This window comes from Vibrio sp. MarTm2 (assembly GCF_027587055.1).
Taxonomy (GTDB): Bacteria; Pseudomonadota; Gammaproteobacteria; order Enterobacterales; family Vibrionaceae; genus Vibrio; species Vibrio sinaloensis_D.
Genome location: NZ_JAPPTK010000012.1, coordinates 72,208 through 90,477, shown reverse-complemented (window position 1 = coordinate 90,477; position 18,270 = coordinate 72,208). Strand labels below are relative to the sequence as shown.

Here is an 18,270-nt window from a genome sequence, read left to right as displayed (position 1 = left end):
TCCCTTTTAATAGGACTTCTGTGCAGTTTAGCGATTGCGCTATCACAAATGATAATCGTTATCACTCATAATCTCTCAAATGTCATACACTTGGGATAACGATTAAGAAAGGTAAAGAAACTATGATGGAACAAGTCACGCATTGGTTAGAAAAAGATCCTGATCCTCGTACCCGAGAAGAGCTTCAACACCTGATTGATGAAAAGCAGTTTGATGAGCTTGATGATCGCTTCAGCCAACGTTTAGAGTTCGGAACGGCAGGTCTACGCGGCAAAGTCGGGTGTGGGCCTAATCGGATGAACCGCTTAGTCATTCAAGAAACTGCAACCGGACTTGGTCATTACTTAATTGAACAAGTTGAGAATGCAAAAGAGCGCGGCGTGGTGATCGGTTACGACGGTCGCCCTGACTCAAAACAGTTTTCTCATGATACCGCTGCCGTTTTGACCTCGCTAGGTATCAAGGTTTACTTGACTCACGATGTTGCTGCTACCCCTATCGTAGCTTTCGGCGTTCGTCACTTCAACGCGGCAGCGGCCGTGGTGGTAACGGCCAGTCATAACCCACCTGAATACAACGGCTTTAAGGTTTACTGGGAGAATGGCGCGCAGATTATTCCGCCTCACGATTCTGGTATCGCAAAAGAGATTGATATTGCCGCGACAAAACCCGTGCCGCTGATGAGTCTTGACGATGCACAAGCGCATCAACTGCTCGTTTGGCTCAAAGAAGATTACTACCAAACCTATCGCCAGACCATGAACAGCAATGCACTGCTGTCTAACCACAATGCCCCTGAAGCGGTCGGCATCGCTTATACTGCGATGCATGGCGTCGGTGCTGAGATGGCAGAAACACTGCTCGCTGATGCAGGCTTCACCAAGGTTTACAGTGTAAAAGAGCAACGTGAACCGGACGGTTCTTTCCCAACGGTCAACTTCCCGAACCCGGAAGAAGCCGGTGCAATGGACATGGTTGTCGCACTGGCAAAAGCCAACGATGCCGATATTGCCTGCGCAAACGACCCTGATGCGGACCGCTTTGCTGTCTCGGTGAAAAAGCCAAATGGCGAGTATCAAATGCTGACAGGCGATCAAGTCGGTTCACTGTTCGGCCACTACTTGCTGTCTAAAACAGAGGCAAGCGGGCAACTGGTGGGCAACACGATTGTTTCATCAACACTTTTGCAAAAGATCGCTCACTCTTTTGGCGCCGAATACTATCAAACGCTCACTGGCTTCAAATGGCTGACCAATATCGCGATGCAAAAGCAAACACAAGACAAGCAGTTCTTGTTCGCCTATGAGGAAGCATTGGGCTATACCGTGGGTAACAAGGTCTGGGATAAAGATGGTCTTTCTGCTTTAGTGACGTTTGCTCAACTGACGGCGGAACTAAAAGCGCAAGGCAAAACGATTTGGGATCAGCTAGAGTCGATTTATCGTCAACATGGTATGGTCATCAATGCCCAGCACAGTACCGCTTTGGATCCGAAAGCGCCGCCAGTGGGTGACAAACTGCGCGCCAATCAACCGACTCAAATTGCCGGTCGACAGGTCGAAGTATTAGAAGATCTTAAAACACTAACCCGTACTCACTCAGACGGTACGGTTGAGAGCATCGATTTACCCGCCAGTGACGTGCTTATCTACCATCTCTCTGGCGGTGCGCGAGTGATTGTTCGACCATCAGGAACCGAGCCAAAACTCAAGTGTTACTACGAAGTGGTGGAAGAGTTCTCGAGTCAAGAGTCCTTTGAGCAAGCCTACGAAAAAGCAGAACTTGCCATGGACATGCTTATCGCCGAGCACCAACACACGCTCTAAATAAACCAAGCCTCCCATCTCGGGAGGCTTCTACTATTGGTGAAACATGACTCTCGCCAACAAACCGGGCGGCGTCGTAATGCCTGTGGTCATTGATACCACTTGCCCATTTTTGACGATTGCGATGGTGGGCGTTACCGATATTCCCCAACTGCGGAAAATGTCACTTTTTGGATCATTAAGATTATCAAATTGATATTCTCTATGTGCCATGTAGCGTTGAACACGCCCATCAGCACCTGAAGCTCCAGACACGGCCACAACCGGATAGTGCTCACTGAGCCAATCAATCGTCGGTGTGACAAATCGACAAGCGCCACACCATGTCGCCCAAAAGTAGACCACAACAGGCTGCTGATGACTTTGAGCAACCACATCAAAGTATTTTCCACTGATCAGCTCTCCGGTAATGTTCGGGGCATTATCTCTTGGCAAATCTTTGGTGCGATACCAATCAACAGAAACGGCAATCACGATAGCCAGCGCTCCATAGATAGCGAGGTCTTTACTCCAACCTAATAGGCGTTTTTTCATTACCGTACTCCTTTGCTTGCCATGTTCATCGCATCCATGACCACTTGCTCGGTCAAGATAACAGGCAGTGGAATACCATCGGGAGCATAAGGGCCATAAACGATATTAAATGGCACTCCGTAGCGACCATTGGCGCGCAAATAGTCCGTCACTGCACTGTCTGGATGAGTCCAATCGCCTTGAATGGTGACCACATTGTCCGCCAACAGCGTTGAGTAGACAGGATCTTGCAAGATGACACCAATTTTGTTGGCTTGGCAGGTAATACACCAATCTGCGGTAACGTTGACAAACACGGTTTTGCCCTGTGCAACTGACTGCTCAATCAGGCGATTAGAAAGCGGCTTCCAGTTTGGGTCTTGGGGTAATGGTGTAGCCCAATGCTCCGTCGTCACACTGGCAACCAGCAGCGAGCCCGCAAGTGAAAACAGCAAAATACCTCCGGAGAGCGCCATGGCTTTGTCTCCGTAAACGCGTTTGATGCGTGCGAGCAACACCACGATGGCGGTCACTCCTAATAAGATAATCCAGAATATGGGTAAATGGTTGGCAAGTAAGTAGAGTAACCAACAACTCGTCGCCAGTAGCATAAGCCCAAACAACGCTCTGACTTTATTCATCCAGCGGCCCGGCTTTGGCAGCGCTCGAGCGAAGTTTGGCCAGATTGCGACTAAGAGCCAAGGCATCGCCATACCCGCCGCCAACGCGGTAAATATCACCAATAGTTCCACGTTGCTGGCTGCTAAGGCGAAAGCCACTGCTGTCCCCAAAAAGGGAGCAGAACAAGGGGTTGCCAGTAAGGTTGCAAACGCACCTTGGCTAAAATGCCCCCAGTAATGACCGCTTCCTCTAGTCGCAAGCCAAGTGTTGGTATTGGCGGAAAGACGAATCTCAAATAAGCCCAACATATTGCTACCAAACAGCAAAGTCACCAATGCCATTAAGCCGATAAACCACGGACTCTGAAATTGGATGCCCCACCCAACCACACTGCCTGTCAGTTTCAACCCCACTAACATCGCAGCCAGTAGCCAAAATGAAACCAAGATCCCTGCAGAAGAAGCTAAGAATTGGCGCCTAACCTCGCGACGCTGCAAACCTTGTGTGGACAATACGCTACTCAACTTCATGCCAAGCACTGGTAACACGCAAGGCATGATGTTGAGTATCAAACCGCCTAAAAACGCAAAACCGAGCATCGTAGTAATCGAGGCACTTTGTTCAACCCGCCCGCTCCTTGCGATGACCGACTGCTCGGCTAAAAAATGCTCGTCTTTAATGGAGATATGTAACTCGCGACCGTCAAGATGTACCTCCCCCAACCAGCTTTTTACCGCAAAGGTTGCAACGGCCGTATTCTCCTCGACAACCAAACCAAGAGGTTTAAATCCGTACTCTTGAGATGACTCAGTCGCCCCATCTACGACCATCTCAGGCAGATACCAACCCAGCGATTTTGCAACTCGAACTTCCAATCGCTGCTGATCTTGGTCCCAAATGGCTTGAGTGCTTTGAATCAATGGAGAGGCTTTAGGTACCCTACTGATGGCTTGCGCGTACTGATACACCGCGTCTTCGGACAAAGTGAGCTGATTAGGGCGAAAGGAAAGCTCGAATGGATAGTCGGTCAATACACAAATGGTGGTGCAAGAAGAGAGCCGTAGAGTCGCCTTAAGGTTTACAGGCTGCGACCAGTCCTCAATCGTCAAGGTCATCGGAATCACGGTGTCACCTTGGTAACCCAAGGTATGGATGCCAAGTAGATCAAATTGCTGAGGGTAAGGCCAATGCCAGTCAACGTTGCCTAAGTTCTCTGAATCATGCCAATCAATACTGGGTGCTACGCCTCCTTCACCAGGGCTGCGCCAGTAGGTTTTCCAGCCATCACTCAGCTCGACTTCAAGAAATCCTTCAACCTGTTGTTTTGTCTCATCGACCTGTCCTGTGATCACAAACCGAGTACGCACTGGGGGATGCTCTGGGCTGCTCATCCAGCCAGTTTCGACGCTTGCCTGAACTGCGAAACTCAGTAAAGCGCTTAACATCGTCAATGCAAACAGCATTGGGTGGGCAAAGGTTGATTGAATTCGGTCTCTCATTACTTTTCTCAAGTTATTGCATGTGCTCGACACCACCCATAGCAAGGTTATTGGATAGCTTGATTCAGGGCACTGGTCATTTGTTGGCCCCATTATCATAGAGTTACACCGATAAGCGCTAGTGATGTCCTCAAGATCCACGCGCTTCGTTTGTAAGATTCTATTAACATTTCTTAAACCAAAAAATGCATACCATCCTGTTTATAAAGGTAAATCCCTTGCCAACCCGCGAAACCAAAGGCGCTTTTCTCCATAAGCCGCCATGGTGCCTGTTTTTCATAAGCGATTGAGATTAAATAATAACAATTCTCATTTGCATCTTATCTAATTCAACGATTAAATCCCCGTCGAAGTTAAGCGGTGAAAAACGTGCTCATCGTAACATCACGTTCTTTGCCGTTCGTTAATCTATAAGGAGATAGGGTGTGGCCTTCATACGCAACCATGTAACTGCCATTTTGCAATCTAAGCCCCAAACCACAAAACTTGCCACTTGTCTTGCTGCAGCCATAGTCAGCCCTTGGCTAAGCGCGAACACCGGACAACATGATCAGGCTTCCGATTCAGTCACCACACTCGATACCATCGTGGTGATCGGGGAGAAAACGGAGCGCAGCATTTATGAGACCGCCTCCAGCGTAAAAGTATTCGACGAGTCGACCATCGAATCGACACCGGGGGCCACTGAAGTCGCTGACCTGATCAAGCTCGCGCCGAACGTTGTCGATTCTGGCGTCGGAAACAGCATGCCTTCCGTACGTGGTATTGATGGCTCTGGACCATCTGTGGGTGGTTTAGCGAGCTTTGCTGGCACATCAACTCGATTGAATCTATCCATTGATGGTCGCTCGCTCACCTACTCTGAAATCGCCTTTGGCCCGCCATCGCTTTGGGATGTAGACCAAGTCGAGGTTCACCTTGGCCCACAAAGCTATATTCAAGGCCAGAATGCTTCTGCGGGTGCGATTGTGATCAAAACCATGGATCCTAGCCACGATTTTGAGGTCAAAGCGCGCGCGGGATACGGTCAGCATGACTACACGCAAACCTCAGCAATGATCAATGCGCCAATAATCAGCGACCAACTGGCATTTCGCCTCAGCGTTGATCATCAAAGTCGCAATAGCCACTTGGATCTAGAAAGCTACAACCCTGCCGGAGACAGTCGCGAGTTTCGCACCACGACCGCGCGAGCAAAACTGTTGTTAGAGCCAAGTGCCATCGCTGATTTTAAAACCATGCTGACTTTTGATTCTAGCGACACCCATGCCCCACAATCTGAAAATGAAATCGGCGCTTCTTTCCCGGCAAAACGTCCGGTGTATGAAACGGGATCACGCAATGTCATTTGGGATATCGACTGGCAGTTCGCCGATGCTTGGACGTTTGAAAACAGCGTCGTCTACAGTCAATCAAAAGCGGAGCGCATCACTGATCCTGAGGGGTGGCGTGCTGACTTCATCACCGAAGGCACAGAAATGCACATCGAGCCTTTACTGCGTTACCACGGCGCAGACAATCGACTCACCGCGCTGCTTGGAGCCCGCTACTATCGCTCGAAGCAAGATGACCTGTTTACCAACACTCGCGGTGAAAGCCCAATGGACGGCAAGTCCGAGACCAAATCTGCCTTTGCGGAAGCAACCTATGCGATTATTCCCGAAGTCGAAGTGACGCTCGCTGGTCGATTTGAGCGCGAGAACAAACAACGCGAAGTTGAGATGTTCAAGTTGGATTATGATGAGACCGAAACCGTATTCTTGCCAAAGTTTGATATCGCCTTTAGACCGGATTCCCGCCAAACCTATGGTTTCAACGTTGCTAAAGGCTACAACAGCGGCGGTGCGGGGGTCAGTTTCCACGCTGCGCGTCAAGGACCAATGAAACCTTACGCCTTTGAAACGGAAAGTGTCTGGAACTATGAGTTCTACACCCGCCACGGCTTAAACGATGGAAAAATCGAGCTGACATCTAACGTATTCTACAACGACTACGAAGACATGCAGATTCAACAGAACCTTGCTGACGGTTATGTCGCGGTACAAAATCTAGATTCTGCCCACACGTATGGTGCAGAGCTGGGTGCACGCTGGTTACCAAGCTACCAATTGGAGCTGTTTACCAACCTAGGTCTATTGAAGACTCGCTACAAGCAGGCCAAAGCCGCAGGTGGTGATAGTAAAGAGCTGCCTCGCGCTCCTGCACTGACCGCAAACATGGGCGCCTTATATGCGATTACCGACAATCTCGAAATCTCGGGCAACGCGCAGTACACGGGCAAATACTACTCCGACCTGAAGAACAGTGACGACCAAGAGATCAAACCGTATTGGACAGCCAATATGCAGCTCTCCTACTTGTTTGAAAATGGTCGAGCCAGCCTCTATGCCACGAACCTGTTTGATTCTGATAAACACACATTGGTTAGCCACCATACGGCAGTTGACCAGCCAATCAGACAAGCTCCTCGTACGATTGGCGCAAATCTTGAACTCTTCTTCTAACTTCAATGCGAAGCCCCAGTGGCTTCGCTTTTTGACATGGTAGTCGCAATGAAATTTCTCACCACAATTCTTATTCTTACACTAAGCTGGGCGATGCCTGCACTGGCGACATCGGTGACGATCGCACACGCGCTTGGCGAAACCACCTTAGAGAAAAACCCGCAACGAGTGGTTGTTCTTGGTGTTGGCGCTCTCGATATGTTGACGGCCTTTGGCATTGACCCTATCGCCACTTCTCAAGACTATCTTCCTGAGTACCTCGAGAAGTACACTCAAGCGCCTTACGCCTCAGCAGGGACAATTTTCGAACCTGACTTTGAAGGCATTTATACACTCAAACCTGACGTCATCTTCATTGGACCTCGAGCTGAAAAAGGCTATAAAGATTTATCAAAGATCGCGCCGACCATCGTCATTTCTCCCTCAGAAACGGGCAGTTACTGGGAAAGCACTCAGCAGCAATGGCGTAACCTAGCGGCTATTTTCGAAATTTCAGACCGTGTAGAAACGACGATTCAGCGTTTGGATAAGGAGTTCAAAGCCATTCACCAGTTCACCCAAACTCACCCATCGAGCGCGCTCACAGTGATGAGTGCAGGCGGTGTGGTGACGGCATTTTCCGAGGATTCTCGCTTTGGCTCATCGATATACATGGATTTTGGTTTCACTCAAGCAGCACCGGGACTGAAAACAAAACGACATGGAGACGCCATTTCGTTCGAGTTCATCAATAAGGTAAACCCAGAACATCTCATCATCCTTGACGCGGATAAACTACGAAACCAATTTTCTAGCCGCACGAAAGAGGAGTTCAGCAACCCTCTGATTGAAGCCACCCTGTCATACAAAAACGACAACATCCTATACGTTGATATGAACGCTTGGTATCTGGCAATGGGCGGCGTAGTCGCAACAGAGCGTATGCTTGCAGAAATCAAACAGCTAATTGATTCGCCACGAAAGGGATAAATCATGAGTGACCGCAAACCTATTGTCATCGGCATGGCGCTCGCAATGAGTTGGTTGACCCGCTCTGCGTGGCGAAGAGAAGAGAGTGAGGTCGAGCACTTATTCGATTTAGAACACTATGTCACGCTCGCGCAGCAAGCGGAACAAGCCAAACTCGATTTACTTTTCGCGCCCGATACCTTGTTTCTGGCTAAGGAAGCCCTCGCCCATGAAGCAGGATTTACGGGTTTAGACCCAACAACGCTGATCGCGGCCATGGCATCACATACCCATCGTATCGGTCTGGTTTCTACCGTATCCACCACTTTTACTCCACCCTACATTGCCGCGCGTCAGTTGCAATCATTGAACTGGTTAACCAAAGGTCGTGCAGGTTGGAATATTGTGACCGCGTTAGGCGGGAATGAAAACTTCGGCTTAGAGACCATGCCTTCTTCGCAGCAGCGCTACGCCAAAGCGCACGAGTTTGTTGAAGTGGTAAACCGACTGTGGCAAAGCTACCCGCACACAGCAATCAAAGCGGATAGAGCCAATGGACAGTTCGCTAACGTAGACGACATTGAAGAGATTCACCACCACGGCGAGTTCTTTGATGTCCTTGGACCATTGAATATTCCCACCCACCCATCTGGGCGAATGCCATTCTTCCAAGCGGGCGCTTCCGATGCGGGAAGAAACTTTGCAGCGCACGTTGCCGATGTGATGTTTGCGGCCACGCCCGATATTGAATCTGGCATTGCGCTCAAACAAGATCTTGCTTCGCGTTGCCAGCAAATTGGGCGTTCACCCTCAGCGCTCAAGGTACTTCCGGGAGTGGCTCTCTATTTGGCGAAGTCAGAGCAAGAAGCGCACGACTTGTTTACTGAGACACACCAAGCGATTGAGCCTGCCAAGCATTTCGCGCATTTGCACAAAGCGCTGGGAATCGATTTTTCCAACCACAACCTTGATGACGTTGTAGACGTTGACTCACTTGCTAAAGAGTTTGTTCCATATAGCCAAACCCATACAGACTTACTCCTTACCTATATCCAGCGCGAATCGCCTACGCTGCGCCAACTACTGGCAAGGCCCGAAGTTATCGGCTCTTCTCACTGGTTAATTATTGGTACAGTACAGCAAGCGTATGACGACATCGTCCACCGCTTGGAACAAGGTGCAGCAGACGGATTTATCGCGGTTCCTGGTGGGTCTAAAGAATCGATGCGACTCTTCTTTGAGTCACTGATTCCAATGCTGCAACAAAATGGCTGGTTTAAGTCTGAATACATCGGTGACACACTCGCCACGCATCTAACTGAGCAAGCGCTATAAACTAAAAACCCGATAAACTGAGTTTATCGGGTTTTGCTCTTACGTGACTTTGGTTGCAGTGTAAGCGACTGTAATGGTATCGACTTGCTTCTATTCGCTCTCTACTATGCAACAGCAATCTGCTTTTGAAGGAAAATCTTGTCGACTCCTGCGGTCGGAAAACCGGTGTAACGCCCCACTTCTTTAAAACCTAACTTGGTATAAAAGCCTGGCGCCTGAAACGTATAGGTATCTAAATAAAGATGAGTCACACCGTGTGCTTTCGCTTGCTCTTCTAGAGTTTCCATTAATTTACGTCCCATTCCCACAGAGCGGTGCTGATCATCGAGCCATAAAAACTCGACAAACAGAGTATTGGTGAAAATCTCACCCGTCAGGCCACCGAGAAAACGCCCTTCTTCATCTTCAGCGATGCACGCCAGCGATTGAATGTCCTCATCCGGAAAGTGCTTTAGATTAAACGCTTTTAAGCCTTCATAAATGCGTTCTTTGATATTTTTCGGTGGGTTGAACATGAAATGAACGTGCATAAGATTCTTTCCTTTAGATAGCAAAAAGGCCGGCAACTGCCGACCTTTTGTTAGGGATAACTGATCGTTAGCTCGCAAATGAGCTTAACATCCAAATGGCGAGAAGAACAAAGACTGCGCCCATAAATTTGTGTTGATAGGTACGAAACTTTGCGTTTTCTAACAGAGGTTTACCTAGGGTTCCTACTAACGCGACCAACAACAAGTTAAATGCGAGTCCAAGCACGTTAAGCAGCAGCCCTAACGCAAGCATCTGCTCCCCAGATGTCGCTGAGATATTGCTCGAAACGAACTGTGGCAGGAACATAACAAAGAACACCAAAGCCTTCGGGTTGAGCAAATTACTCACCAAGGCGCGTTGATAAAACGTGGTCGCCATTGTGCGTTCGCCATTTAGCTCTGGTGCGTCTGCGGCGCTTGCACGCAAACAGTCCCACCCCATCTTAAGTAGATACGCACCACCTAAAAGGTGAAGCGCCTTAAGGGCAATAGGACTCATCGCAATTAATGCTGATACCCCCAACGCCGCTAACAAGGTCAGAATGATGCCCGAGGTCGCATTGCCCAAACTGGCAAACACGCCCACCTTGCGTCCATAGCTCATACTTGAGCTCGCAATCAACAGCATATCGGGACCAGGAAGCAGTAAAAGTGCAACAACAGCCGTGAGATATACCGGCAGCACAGAAATATCGATCATTTTTTAGTATTACATTGACAGCAAAGCGCGGAATTTTATACCAACATTAACTTCCCATCCATAGTAAACATATAACTTATTTACCCATTTTCAGCACAATGAAATTCACTTAGTTATATTAATCTTAGTGAACAAAAAGCAATTTTGTACAAAAGTTCCAAATATCGATAGGCTAAACTGGCCGCATCACAATCAATAGGGATGATGAATGACAGCGCAAAAGGGAAAAGAGTCGGCTCATTTTCAGCTCGCCAGTGAACTGGGGGGCCTTGAATTGTTAGACGCCAAGTACACAAACCAAAACTTTTCTCGCCACAGCCACGAAGGCTATACCATCGGTGTCATTGAAAAAGGGGCGCAGCGCTTCTATCGCACTGGCGGCAATCATATCGCGCCACAAGACAGCATCATTTTGGTCAACGCTGATGAAGTGCACAACGGTCAAACTGCCACCGAGGGAGGCTGGGAATACAAAGCCATGTATCCTCTGCCAGAGCAGTTTGCTCAAATGACCGACGGGCTCAATCCAGCGTCGTCTGTCCCCTACTTTCCTGAGCCTGTCGTCTACGATCCTGAACTTGCTCAGCAGTTAAGACTTGTGTTCGATACCTTGGCACAATCTGACAATCGCCTACTTCGCGAAACCTTGGTCTACGGCACTTTGGTGAAACTGGCCTCGAAACACAGTAAAACTCGCGCGATTTGGGAGCCCACGACGCGAAGCCAACGTCAATTACTGCTGGTCAAAGAGTTTCTCGATGACTTTCCGCAAGCCGATGTTAGCCTTGAAGATCTCTCTAAACTGGCGGGGCTCAGCCCTTACTATCTCGCGCGCAGCTTTCAAAAAGAGTTCGGCTTGCCACCGCACGCCTATCAGATTCAATCTCGGCTGCGGGTAGCGAAACGACTACTGCGCCAAGGGGTACGTATCTCTGATGTCGCGCAAGAGTGTGGTTTTCATGATCAAAGCCATCTCCACCGACACTTTAAGCGCGCTCTAGGCGTTACCCCGAAGCAATACGTGAGCGGCAAATAAGCGCAATTTTGTACAATTTTATCCTCGCTGCTTGTGACGTAATGATGACTCACTCCAACAAGCAGAAGCGATAACCAATAATGATGAGTAGTATAAGTTTGACTTCCATTGATAAAACCAGCAACGGCAAGCTGTTTATGCAAGGCACACTCGCAATGGTTCCTTTGAGCATTGCCGTCATCCCTTGGGGCCTATTGGCGGGTTCGTTTGCCATTGAAGCGGGACTAACCATGTGGGAAAGCCAAGCGCTTTCAGCCATTTTGTTCGCAGGCTCAGCGCAACTTGTTGCCACAGGCATGCTTAAGGCAGGGGCATCCCTCGCGACCATGCTGTTGGCGACCTTCTTTATCACCTCTCGCCATCTACTTTACAGCGTATCCATGCGCTCAAAAGTGAGCCCGCTGCCGTTAAAATGGCGACTGGCATTAGGTTTTTTGCTTACCGATGAATTGTTTGCAATTTGTGGCCAACAGTCTGATAAGCAATTTAATCGATGGTATGCGCTAGGGGCAGGATTGAGTTTCTATCTGTGTTGGAACCTTGCCACGTTGGTCGGCATTGTGGCGGGCAGTTATATCCCCGCGATGAACGAGTTAGGGTTAGAGTTCGCCGTTGCTGCGACCTTCATCGCCATCGTCATCCCCAACGTTAAAAATGCCCCTATTCTGATTGCCGTGCTGGTTTCTTTGACGCTGTCCGTCTTATGTAGCTACTTAAACATCGAATCAGGACTCATGATCGCCAGCATTGGTGGCATGCTCGCAGGGTATGTCGCGGAAACACTTAAAGGAGGCAAGTAATGGTAATGCTCTCAATTTTGGCCATGACGCTACTGGTTTTTGTTAGCCGCTACCTGTTTTTGGAGCCGAAACTGCCTCTCAGACTAAACCCACAAGCGCAGCGTCTACTGAGTTACTCGAGCCCCGCCGTGCTGACCGCAATTTGGGCACCCATCGTATTTATGCCGGAAAACGAACTGTGGCTTTCACATAGCAACCCATACTTAATCGGTGCCGTGATTGCCGCCATCATTGCTTGGAAAACCGGTAACGTTCTGCTGACGACCATTGTTAGCATGGTGATTTTCTTAGCGTTAAAACTGCTCTAGCCAAAAAGAGCAGCGACAAGCAGCAGAGCGATGGCAATGATTAACGTCACCTTAACCAGCACGCCCAATTGAGACGTTCCGCCGCGTGGAGATTGGTTACAGCAGCCCATAAAAAACCTCTGATTGTTGTCTACAATCAGAGGTTAAACCCTTACCCTGGGTGAATGTAAAGCCGTATGTCCGATTGATTACTGCGCGACCCACTCAATCTCAATTAAGGTGGATTCGCGCGACTTCAAGCGGGCAAGAAAGACGTCTCCACTATGGACTTCTCCTACTCCTTTGGGCGTCCCTGTCATCACGACATCGCCATCACACAGCGTCGTGTAGGATTTAAGCTCATTGAGAATCACTCTCGGAGAATAGATCATTTGCGATACATCGCCTTTTTGTACTCGAACGCAGTTGATAAACAGCTCTATCTCAAGCGAGTCCATCTCCAGCCCGGCAACAGGAATAAAACGACTGAACACCGCAGAACCATCGAACGCCTTCGCGCGTTCCCACGGTAAGCCCTTACCCTTAAGCTGTCCTTGCAGCGCACGTTTGGTGAGATCAAGACCAAGGCCAACCGCTTGATACTTGCCATCTTTGATCAAAAAGCAGATCTCTGCTTCGTAGTGCAAACGCTCTTGGTGATAGGAGTTCAACACAGATGTTATGGAAGTGGAGGGCTTATTAAACACCACCATTTCGTCGGGAATGGCGTTGTCTAACTCATGGATATGCTCTAAATAGTTGCGCCCAATACAGAGTACTTTTGATGGACGAATCAATTCATCGCCAAGCTTTACCGAATACATAATGTCTTCCCTGAACGTTTACATAAGCGCATGATTTTAATTCAATCTCGGTGCAATGAAACGACTGATAGAGCAAAAACAGGATCTAATGCTCATTATTTACTCATTCGTCACTTAGCTCAAATCCTCACCAAAACCGACATCAACGTGGCCTCGGCTCACGCATTTTTTACCGCTAGAATTATCCTCACGATTTTAGATCTACTCGGTCACACATTTTAGGCTGAGAGCCTCATCCTTTCGCGATCGAGCTCCTCCTTCGCTTCTCATCCACCGCTTAGTTCAACGTGACAAAGCACACTGTGTCATACAAAAATCCCCCTACACAACGTGATTTTCATTTAAACCATCAATTATTTATCGAGCAAAATTAACTTTAATTATTCAACTCACAGCGTGCTGACTTTTGCTAACTCTATGATTTTCTGCGTCCAATAACCTACGTATGGAAACAAAAAATAATGAACACTCTTAAATTATCTCCGCTTGCCAAAGCGCTGATACCTATCTTGTCGGCCAGTGTGCTAATGGCCTGCAATGACAACAGCTCTGATACCAAACCCGTGACCGAAATTCGCGACAACAAAGTCGTCATCTCGCCAAGCGATATGCCAACAGAACCTACCGTTGCGGCTGATGAAATCATGGTCAGTTACATTGAAGAAACTACGAGCAACAGTGCGCGCTCTCTGTCACTTGGCGTAAACTGGCTGCTTACCTGCGGCGACGATGAGTACAGCGCAAAAGGCAGCGACAAATTTGGCCCATACTGGGTGCTGCCGAAATCCAGCACTCTTGGCGCGTGCACAATTGCCAAAGGGGAAGAAACACTGGCGAGCGTTACTTTAGATGCCACCAGAGGCAGCAGCTTAGGAGTAACAACGAAAGGTGAAGTGATCCAAGGATCGCGCACCGACACTTACCTTACCTCTATTGGTTTCGATCAATCAGGCACAGATGTAAAACTGAAAAAAGTCGAGTCGCCAACTGAGCTAGCCAATCCACCAAGTGGCCACTTTGCCATTCAGTTTTATGACCCACTTGGCGATTACAAAGAAGAAGGCGCAGATAAGTTAGGCTACGGCAAATTCAACCTTCACCTTTGGAACAACGCCGATTGTAATGCGGGCGATCCAGACGGATTTAACGATGGCTGGGACGATGTCACCATCACCCCAAATGAGGCCGATGAGTTTGGCCCAGTCTGGTACATTCCTGTCACAGAGGATGCGACGCAGTGTTTCAACGTCATCATACGCAATAGCAACAAAGACAAGGTGATCAACGCTGACTTAAAAGTCGATATTTCAGGTAAGGCCGACAACCCTAGCGCAACCTATATGCCTGGAAAAACGCGTGCTTACGCCAGCCGACTTGAAGCCTACACCACTGATGGTCCATCTAGCGAGTTTACCATCGACACCATTGGCGCCATTTTGCTTGATGACGAAACCTTGGTTTGGAAAGCAGCAAACAATGCCGACTTGGTTCAGTTGATGTTCTCAGAAGATGGTCAATATCAGGTAGGACAAGATGGCGTTGTAAGTGGCTCGTCACTGAAACTCAAAGCAACCAAACTGAGTGACGCACAAAAGTCGACGTTCCCACATTTAGCTGACTACCCAGCATTTGAACTGCCTAACGTGGCGTTGAACGAGCTGCTTAAATCAAGCCTTATTGCCATTGCTTCAAATGATGTTCAAGGTGAGAGTTTTGGTGAGCTTCGCGCCTCAACCGCGGTGCAATACGCCGGCGCGTTGGATGCTATTTTCGCCGAAGAAGCGACAGAGCTTGAGTATGGTCCAATCTATGGCGACAACGGCGTTACGTTCCGTCTTTGGGCGCCGACCGCTCAAGAAGTCAAACTCGTGGTGTATAACGCAGACAAATCGGTCGCGGGCACCCATGAACTGCAAGAAGATAGCGAGTCGGGCAGTTGGAGCGTAGAACTCGATAAAGAGACGGTGGATGGCAAATTCTACCGTTATGCGATGAAAGTGTTCCAGCCAAGAGGACAAAAAGCCGCAGAATATGAAGTGACTGACCCATACTCAGTCAGCTTGTCGATGAACTCCGTTTACAGCCAAGCGATCGACCTTGATGACGACGCGCTAAAACCAGCCGGATGGGACGCCCTATCGGCGCCTCACTCTCAGCTTGAAAGTGACGGCAGCTTATCCGATATGGTGATTTACGAATCTCATGTTCGTGATTTTTCAGCTCTTGATAACAGTACCGAGCCGAATCACCGCGGTAAATATCTGGCCTTCACTGAAAATGGCACCACGCCTGTGAACCACCTCAAAGAGCTCAGTGAAGCGGGCATGACACACCTTCATTTGATGCCAGTGTTTGATATTGCCACCATCAATGAAGACCCAGATAAAGTCGCCAACATTGATCAACCATTTAGTAAGCTGTGTGACCTCAATACCGCAGTGAAAAGTGACGCAGAGTTCAGCCAATACTGCTCAGGTGACCAAACCATCGCAGAGGTGTTCGAGACCATCTTACCCGACGACAGACTGCAAAACCCAGTTGTACAAAGGCTGAACGACTATGTGCGCTCCGTCGACAGTTACAACTGGGGCTACGATCCGTTCCACTACACCGTTCCAGAAGGTTCATACGCGACCGACGCTGAAGGAAGCCAACGCATTCTCGAATTCCGTCAGATGGTTCAATCGGTTAAGCAAGACATTGGTATGAATGTCGTGGTTGACGTGGTGTACAACCATACAAACGCATCAGGACTAAACGATAAATCGGTGCTTGATAAAGTGGTTCCGCTGTATTACCACCGCCTAAGCCCAGATACAGGCAATGTTGAAACATCAACCTGTTGTGAGAACACAGCGCCAGAGCACGCGATGTTCGCCAAGTTGATCGATGACTCAGTTAAAACCTGGGTAGAGGCGTACAAAATTGATGCATTCCGCTGGGATTTGATGGGCCACCACCCACTGGCGCAAATTCAAGGCACCTTGAGTGCCGCGCGTGAAGCAAACCCAGAAGTGTACTTCTATGGTGAGGGCTGGAACTTTGGCGAAGTGCAAAACAACAAACGTTTTGTTCAAGCCACACAGCCAAACCTTGGCGGCACAGGCATTGGATCATTTTCCGATCGTCTGCGTGATGCAGTACGCGGCGGTAGCCCATTTGACAGCGGTGACGCACTGCGTAAAACGCAAGGTTTTGCCACTGGTGCAGGCGTTCAGCCTAACGAAATGAACAAGCAGTCTGATGGTTCAGTGAGTGAAGCGGAAATGACGCGCGCACTTGAGCAAATCGATCTGACTCGTCTTGGCATGGCTGGCAACCTCAAACAGTTCAAGATGATTGACCACACTGGCACAACCATCTTGGGCAAAGATGTTGATTACAACGGTCAAGCGGCTGGGTATGCAGAACAACCTTGGGAAATCCAAAACTACGTGTCAAAGCATGACAACCAGACGTTTTGGGACATCAACATGTACAAGGCTCCGCAAGAAGCCGCCTCAGCGGAGCGTACCAAAATGCAAACCGTGGGCATTGCAACGGTTCTGCTAGGTCAAGCGATGCCATTTAACCACATGGGCGGTGAACTGCTGCGTTCTAAGTCAATGCAGCGCGACTCCTATGACTATGGTGATTGGTACAACGTCGTGGACTTCACGCGCCAAGCGCAAAACTGGGACAAAGGGCTACCAACAAAAGACAAAGATCTGAGTAACTACGAGCAGATCGAGCGTGCAACCTCGCACGTTCACTCTCAAGCAACGCCGTCAAACATCGATACCATGTTTGAAAACTACAAGGCAATGCTCAAACTCAGAACATCAACACCATTGATGACGCTTCCGAGCGCACAAGAGATCCTTAATCGCGTTGATTTCCGAAACACGGGTAAAGATCAAACACCGGGATTGATCGTCATGACCATCGACAATGGCTCAACGCAATCGACCGATCTTGATGAAAAACTCGATGCCGTGGTTGTGGTGATCAATACCAGCCCTGACAATCAAACGATTGGTGACTTCTTCGATCATCAAAGCAAGAAGATTGATCTGGCTGGCTTCGAGCTTGCTCAAGATGCAATTGGGATTGCAAACGGCGCGACCTTTGCTGATGGCCAGTTCAAGGTGCCTTCTTGGTCAGTTGCGGTATTCATTCAATCTCGTGGTGACGCGCGTGGATTGGGTTTACCCGTCAGCGAAAAATCCGATGATTTGCCTCCGTTTAAAGCGGTGCATGTGGCGGGCGCATTCAACGGCTGGAGCCATATCACAAAAGCGAGCTACGCTAATCAAGGGCTGTATACAGCGCGAGTCGGTTTATCTGAATCGAGTGAATACAAATTTACAGCAGGCAACTGGGATACGACTTGGGGCTGTGGTGCATCAGGGGCAGACAACTGCGTTGCCACCTTCACTGAACTCGGTATGTATGAGCTCTCGCTCGATGCGTCCGACCCTGAGAAGCCATTCGTCTTGGATGCTAAATTGATCGAAAGTTACGAAGGTAGAACTTGGTACATTCCTGGCAGCATCTCAGGTGGTTGGGGCCATGATGGCGCTCAGATGATGGTGTCAGGTGACAACAATACCGTCACGTTTGAAACGGGTGAATTACCAAGCGGTGAAACCGTCGAGTTTAAGTTTACTTGTGGAGGTTGGGGAGAATGTGAACATGGCGCTGCCGATGTTATCCCTGCAACAAACTCCCTGCCAATTGGCGGTGACGGCAATATTAGCTTCACGCCAAAAGAGACGGGCTCCTATCGAGTGAGCTTTAACATCTTGAGCAAAGAAATCACGATAGCGAAGATGTCGTGATATAGAAAATCACGCTTAAGATAAACC

The 18,270-nt window shown here is 48.9% G+C and carries 13 protein-coding genes; 8 read left to right on the top strand and 5 right to left on the bottom strand.

All coding sequences use genetic code 11. The features are described from left to right. Nucleotides 1–122: 122 nt before the first annotated feature. Nucleotides 123–1,826 (top strand): phospho-sugar mutase, encoded by a 1,704-nt coding sequence (locus OH458_RS18620; RefSeq protein ID WP_269979420.1) that lies wholly within the window; start codon nt 123–125, stop codon nt 1,824–1,826. Nucleotides 1,827–1,859: 33 nt separating this feature from the next. Here OH458_RS18620 and OH458_RS18615 read toward each other — a convergent pair whose 3' ends face one another. Next, complete coding sequence (locus tag OH458_RS18615) at nt 1,860–2,360, bottom strand: protein disulfide oxidoreductase (protein WP_269979419.1); 501 nt, start codon at nt 2,358–2,360, stop codon at nt 1,860–1,862. Then, nucleotides 2,360–4,459, bottom strand: a complete 2,100-nt coding sequence (locus tag OH458_RS18610) for a cytochrome c biogenesis protein CcdA (RefSeq protein WP_443088529.1) — start codon at nt 4,457–4,459, stop codon at nt 2,360–2,362. The genes OH458_RS18615 and OH458_RS18610 overlap by 1 nt, the downstream gene beginning before the upstream one ends. 425 nt (nt 4,460–4,884) lie before the next feature. On the opposite strand from OH458_RS18610, the gene OH458_RS18605 reads away from it, so the two are divergent. From OH458_RS18605 to OH458_RS18595, 3 genes are read left to right on the top strand one after another with little or no spacing between them, the layout of a single operon-like run. Continuing rightward, on the top strand, nt 4,885–6,963 hold the full coding sequence (locus OH458_RS18605; protein WP_269979418.1) for a TonB-dependent receptor: 2,079 nt from the start codon (nt 4,885–4,887) through the stop codon (nt 6,961–6,963). Between the two features lie 48 nt (nt 6,964–7,011). Next, complete coding sequence (locus OH458_RS18600; protein ID WP_269979417.1) at nt 7,012–7,932, top strand: siderophore ABC transporter substrate-binding protein; 921 nt, start codon at nt 7,012–7,014, stop codon at nt 7,930–7,932. Nucleotides 7,933–7,935: 3 nt separating this feature from the next. Next, nucleotides 7,936–9,246 (top strand): NtaA/DmoA family FMN-dependent monooxygenase, encoded by a 1,311-nt coding sequence (locus OH458_RS18595; protein WP_269979416.1) that lies wholly within the window; start codon nt 7,936–7,938, stop codon nt 9,244–9,246. A gap of 104 nt (nt 9,247–9,350) precedes the next feature. On the opposite strand, the gene OH458_RS18590 is transcribed toward OH458_RS18595, so the two are convergent. Further along, nucleotides 9,351–9,776, bottom strand: a complete 426-nt coding sequence (locus OH458_RS18590) for a GNAT family N-acetyltransferase (RefSeq protein WP_269979415.1) — start codon at nt 9,774–9,776, stop codon at nt 9,351–9,353. Nucleotides 9,777–9,843: 67 nt separating this feature from the next. Then, a complete protein-coding gene (locus OH458_RS18585) occupies nt 9,844–10,476 on the bottom strand; it encodes a LysE family translocator (protein ID WP_269979414.1) in 633 nt (210 codons plus the stop codon). A 208-nt stretch (nt 10,477–10,684) separates the two neighbouring features. Between OH458_RS18585 and OH458_RS18580 the strand changes: the two genes are divergently transcribed. The 3 genes from OH458_RS18580 (at nt 10,685) to OH458_RS18570 (ending at nt 12,620) form a co-directional block, all read left to right on the top strand. Further along, nucleotides 10,685–11,512, top strand: coding sequence for an AraC family transcriptional regulator (locus tag OH458_RS18580; protein WP_269979413.1), 828 nt, complete (start codon nt 10,685–10,687; stop codon nt 11,510–11,512). An 83-nt stretch (nt 11,513–11,595) separates the two neighbouring features. Then, nucleotides 11,596–12,312 carry an AzlC family ABC transporter permease gene (locus OH458_RS18575; protein WP_269979436.1) on the top strand — a complete coding sequence of 239 codons (717 nt, stop codon included), beginning with the start codon at nt 11,596–11,598 and terminating at the stop codon, nt 12,310–12,312. After that, nucleotides 12,312–12,620, top strand: coding sequence for an AzlD domain-containing protein (locus OH458_RS18570; RefSeq protein ID WP_005469949.1), 309 nt, complete (start codon nt 12,312–12,314; stop codon nt 12,618–12,620). The genes OH458_RS18575 and OH458_RS18570 overlap by 1 nt, the downstream gene beginning before the upstream one ends. A gap of 188 nt (nt 12,621–12,808) precedes the next feature. Here OH458_RS18570 and OH458_RS18565 read toward each other — a convergent pair whose 3' ends face one another. Further along, entirely contained in the window at nt 12,809–13,423 is a 615-nt protein-coding gene (locus OH458_RS18565; RefSeq protein ID WP_269979412.1) for a fumarylacetoacetate hydrolase family protein, read from the bottom strand. A gap of 461 nt (nt 13,424–13,884) precedes the next feature. Here OH458_RS18565 and pulA point away from each other — a divergent pair, with 461 nt between their 5' ends. Beyond that, nucleotides 13,885–18,243: a pullulanase-type alpha-1,6-glucosidase gene (gene pulA, locus OH458_RS18560; RefSeq protein ID WP_269979411.1), complete on the top strand. Its 4,359-nt coding sequence runs from the start codon at nt 13,885–13,887 to the stop codon at nt 18,241–18,243. The last annotated feature ends 27 nt before the right edge of the window (nt 18,244–18,270 follow it).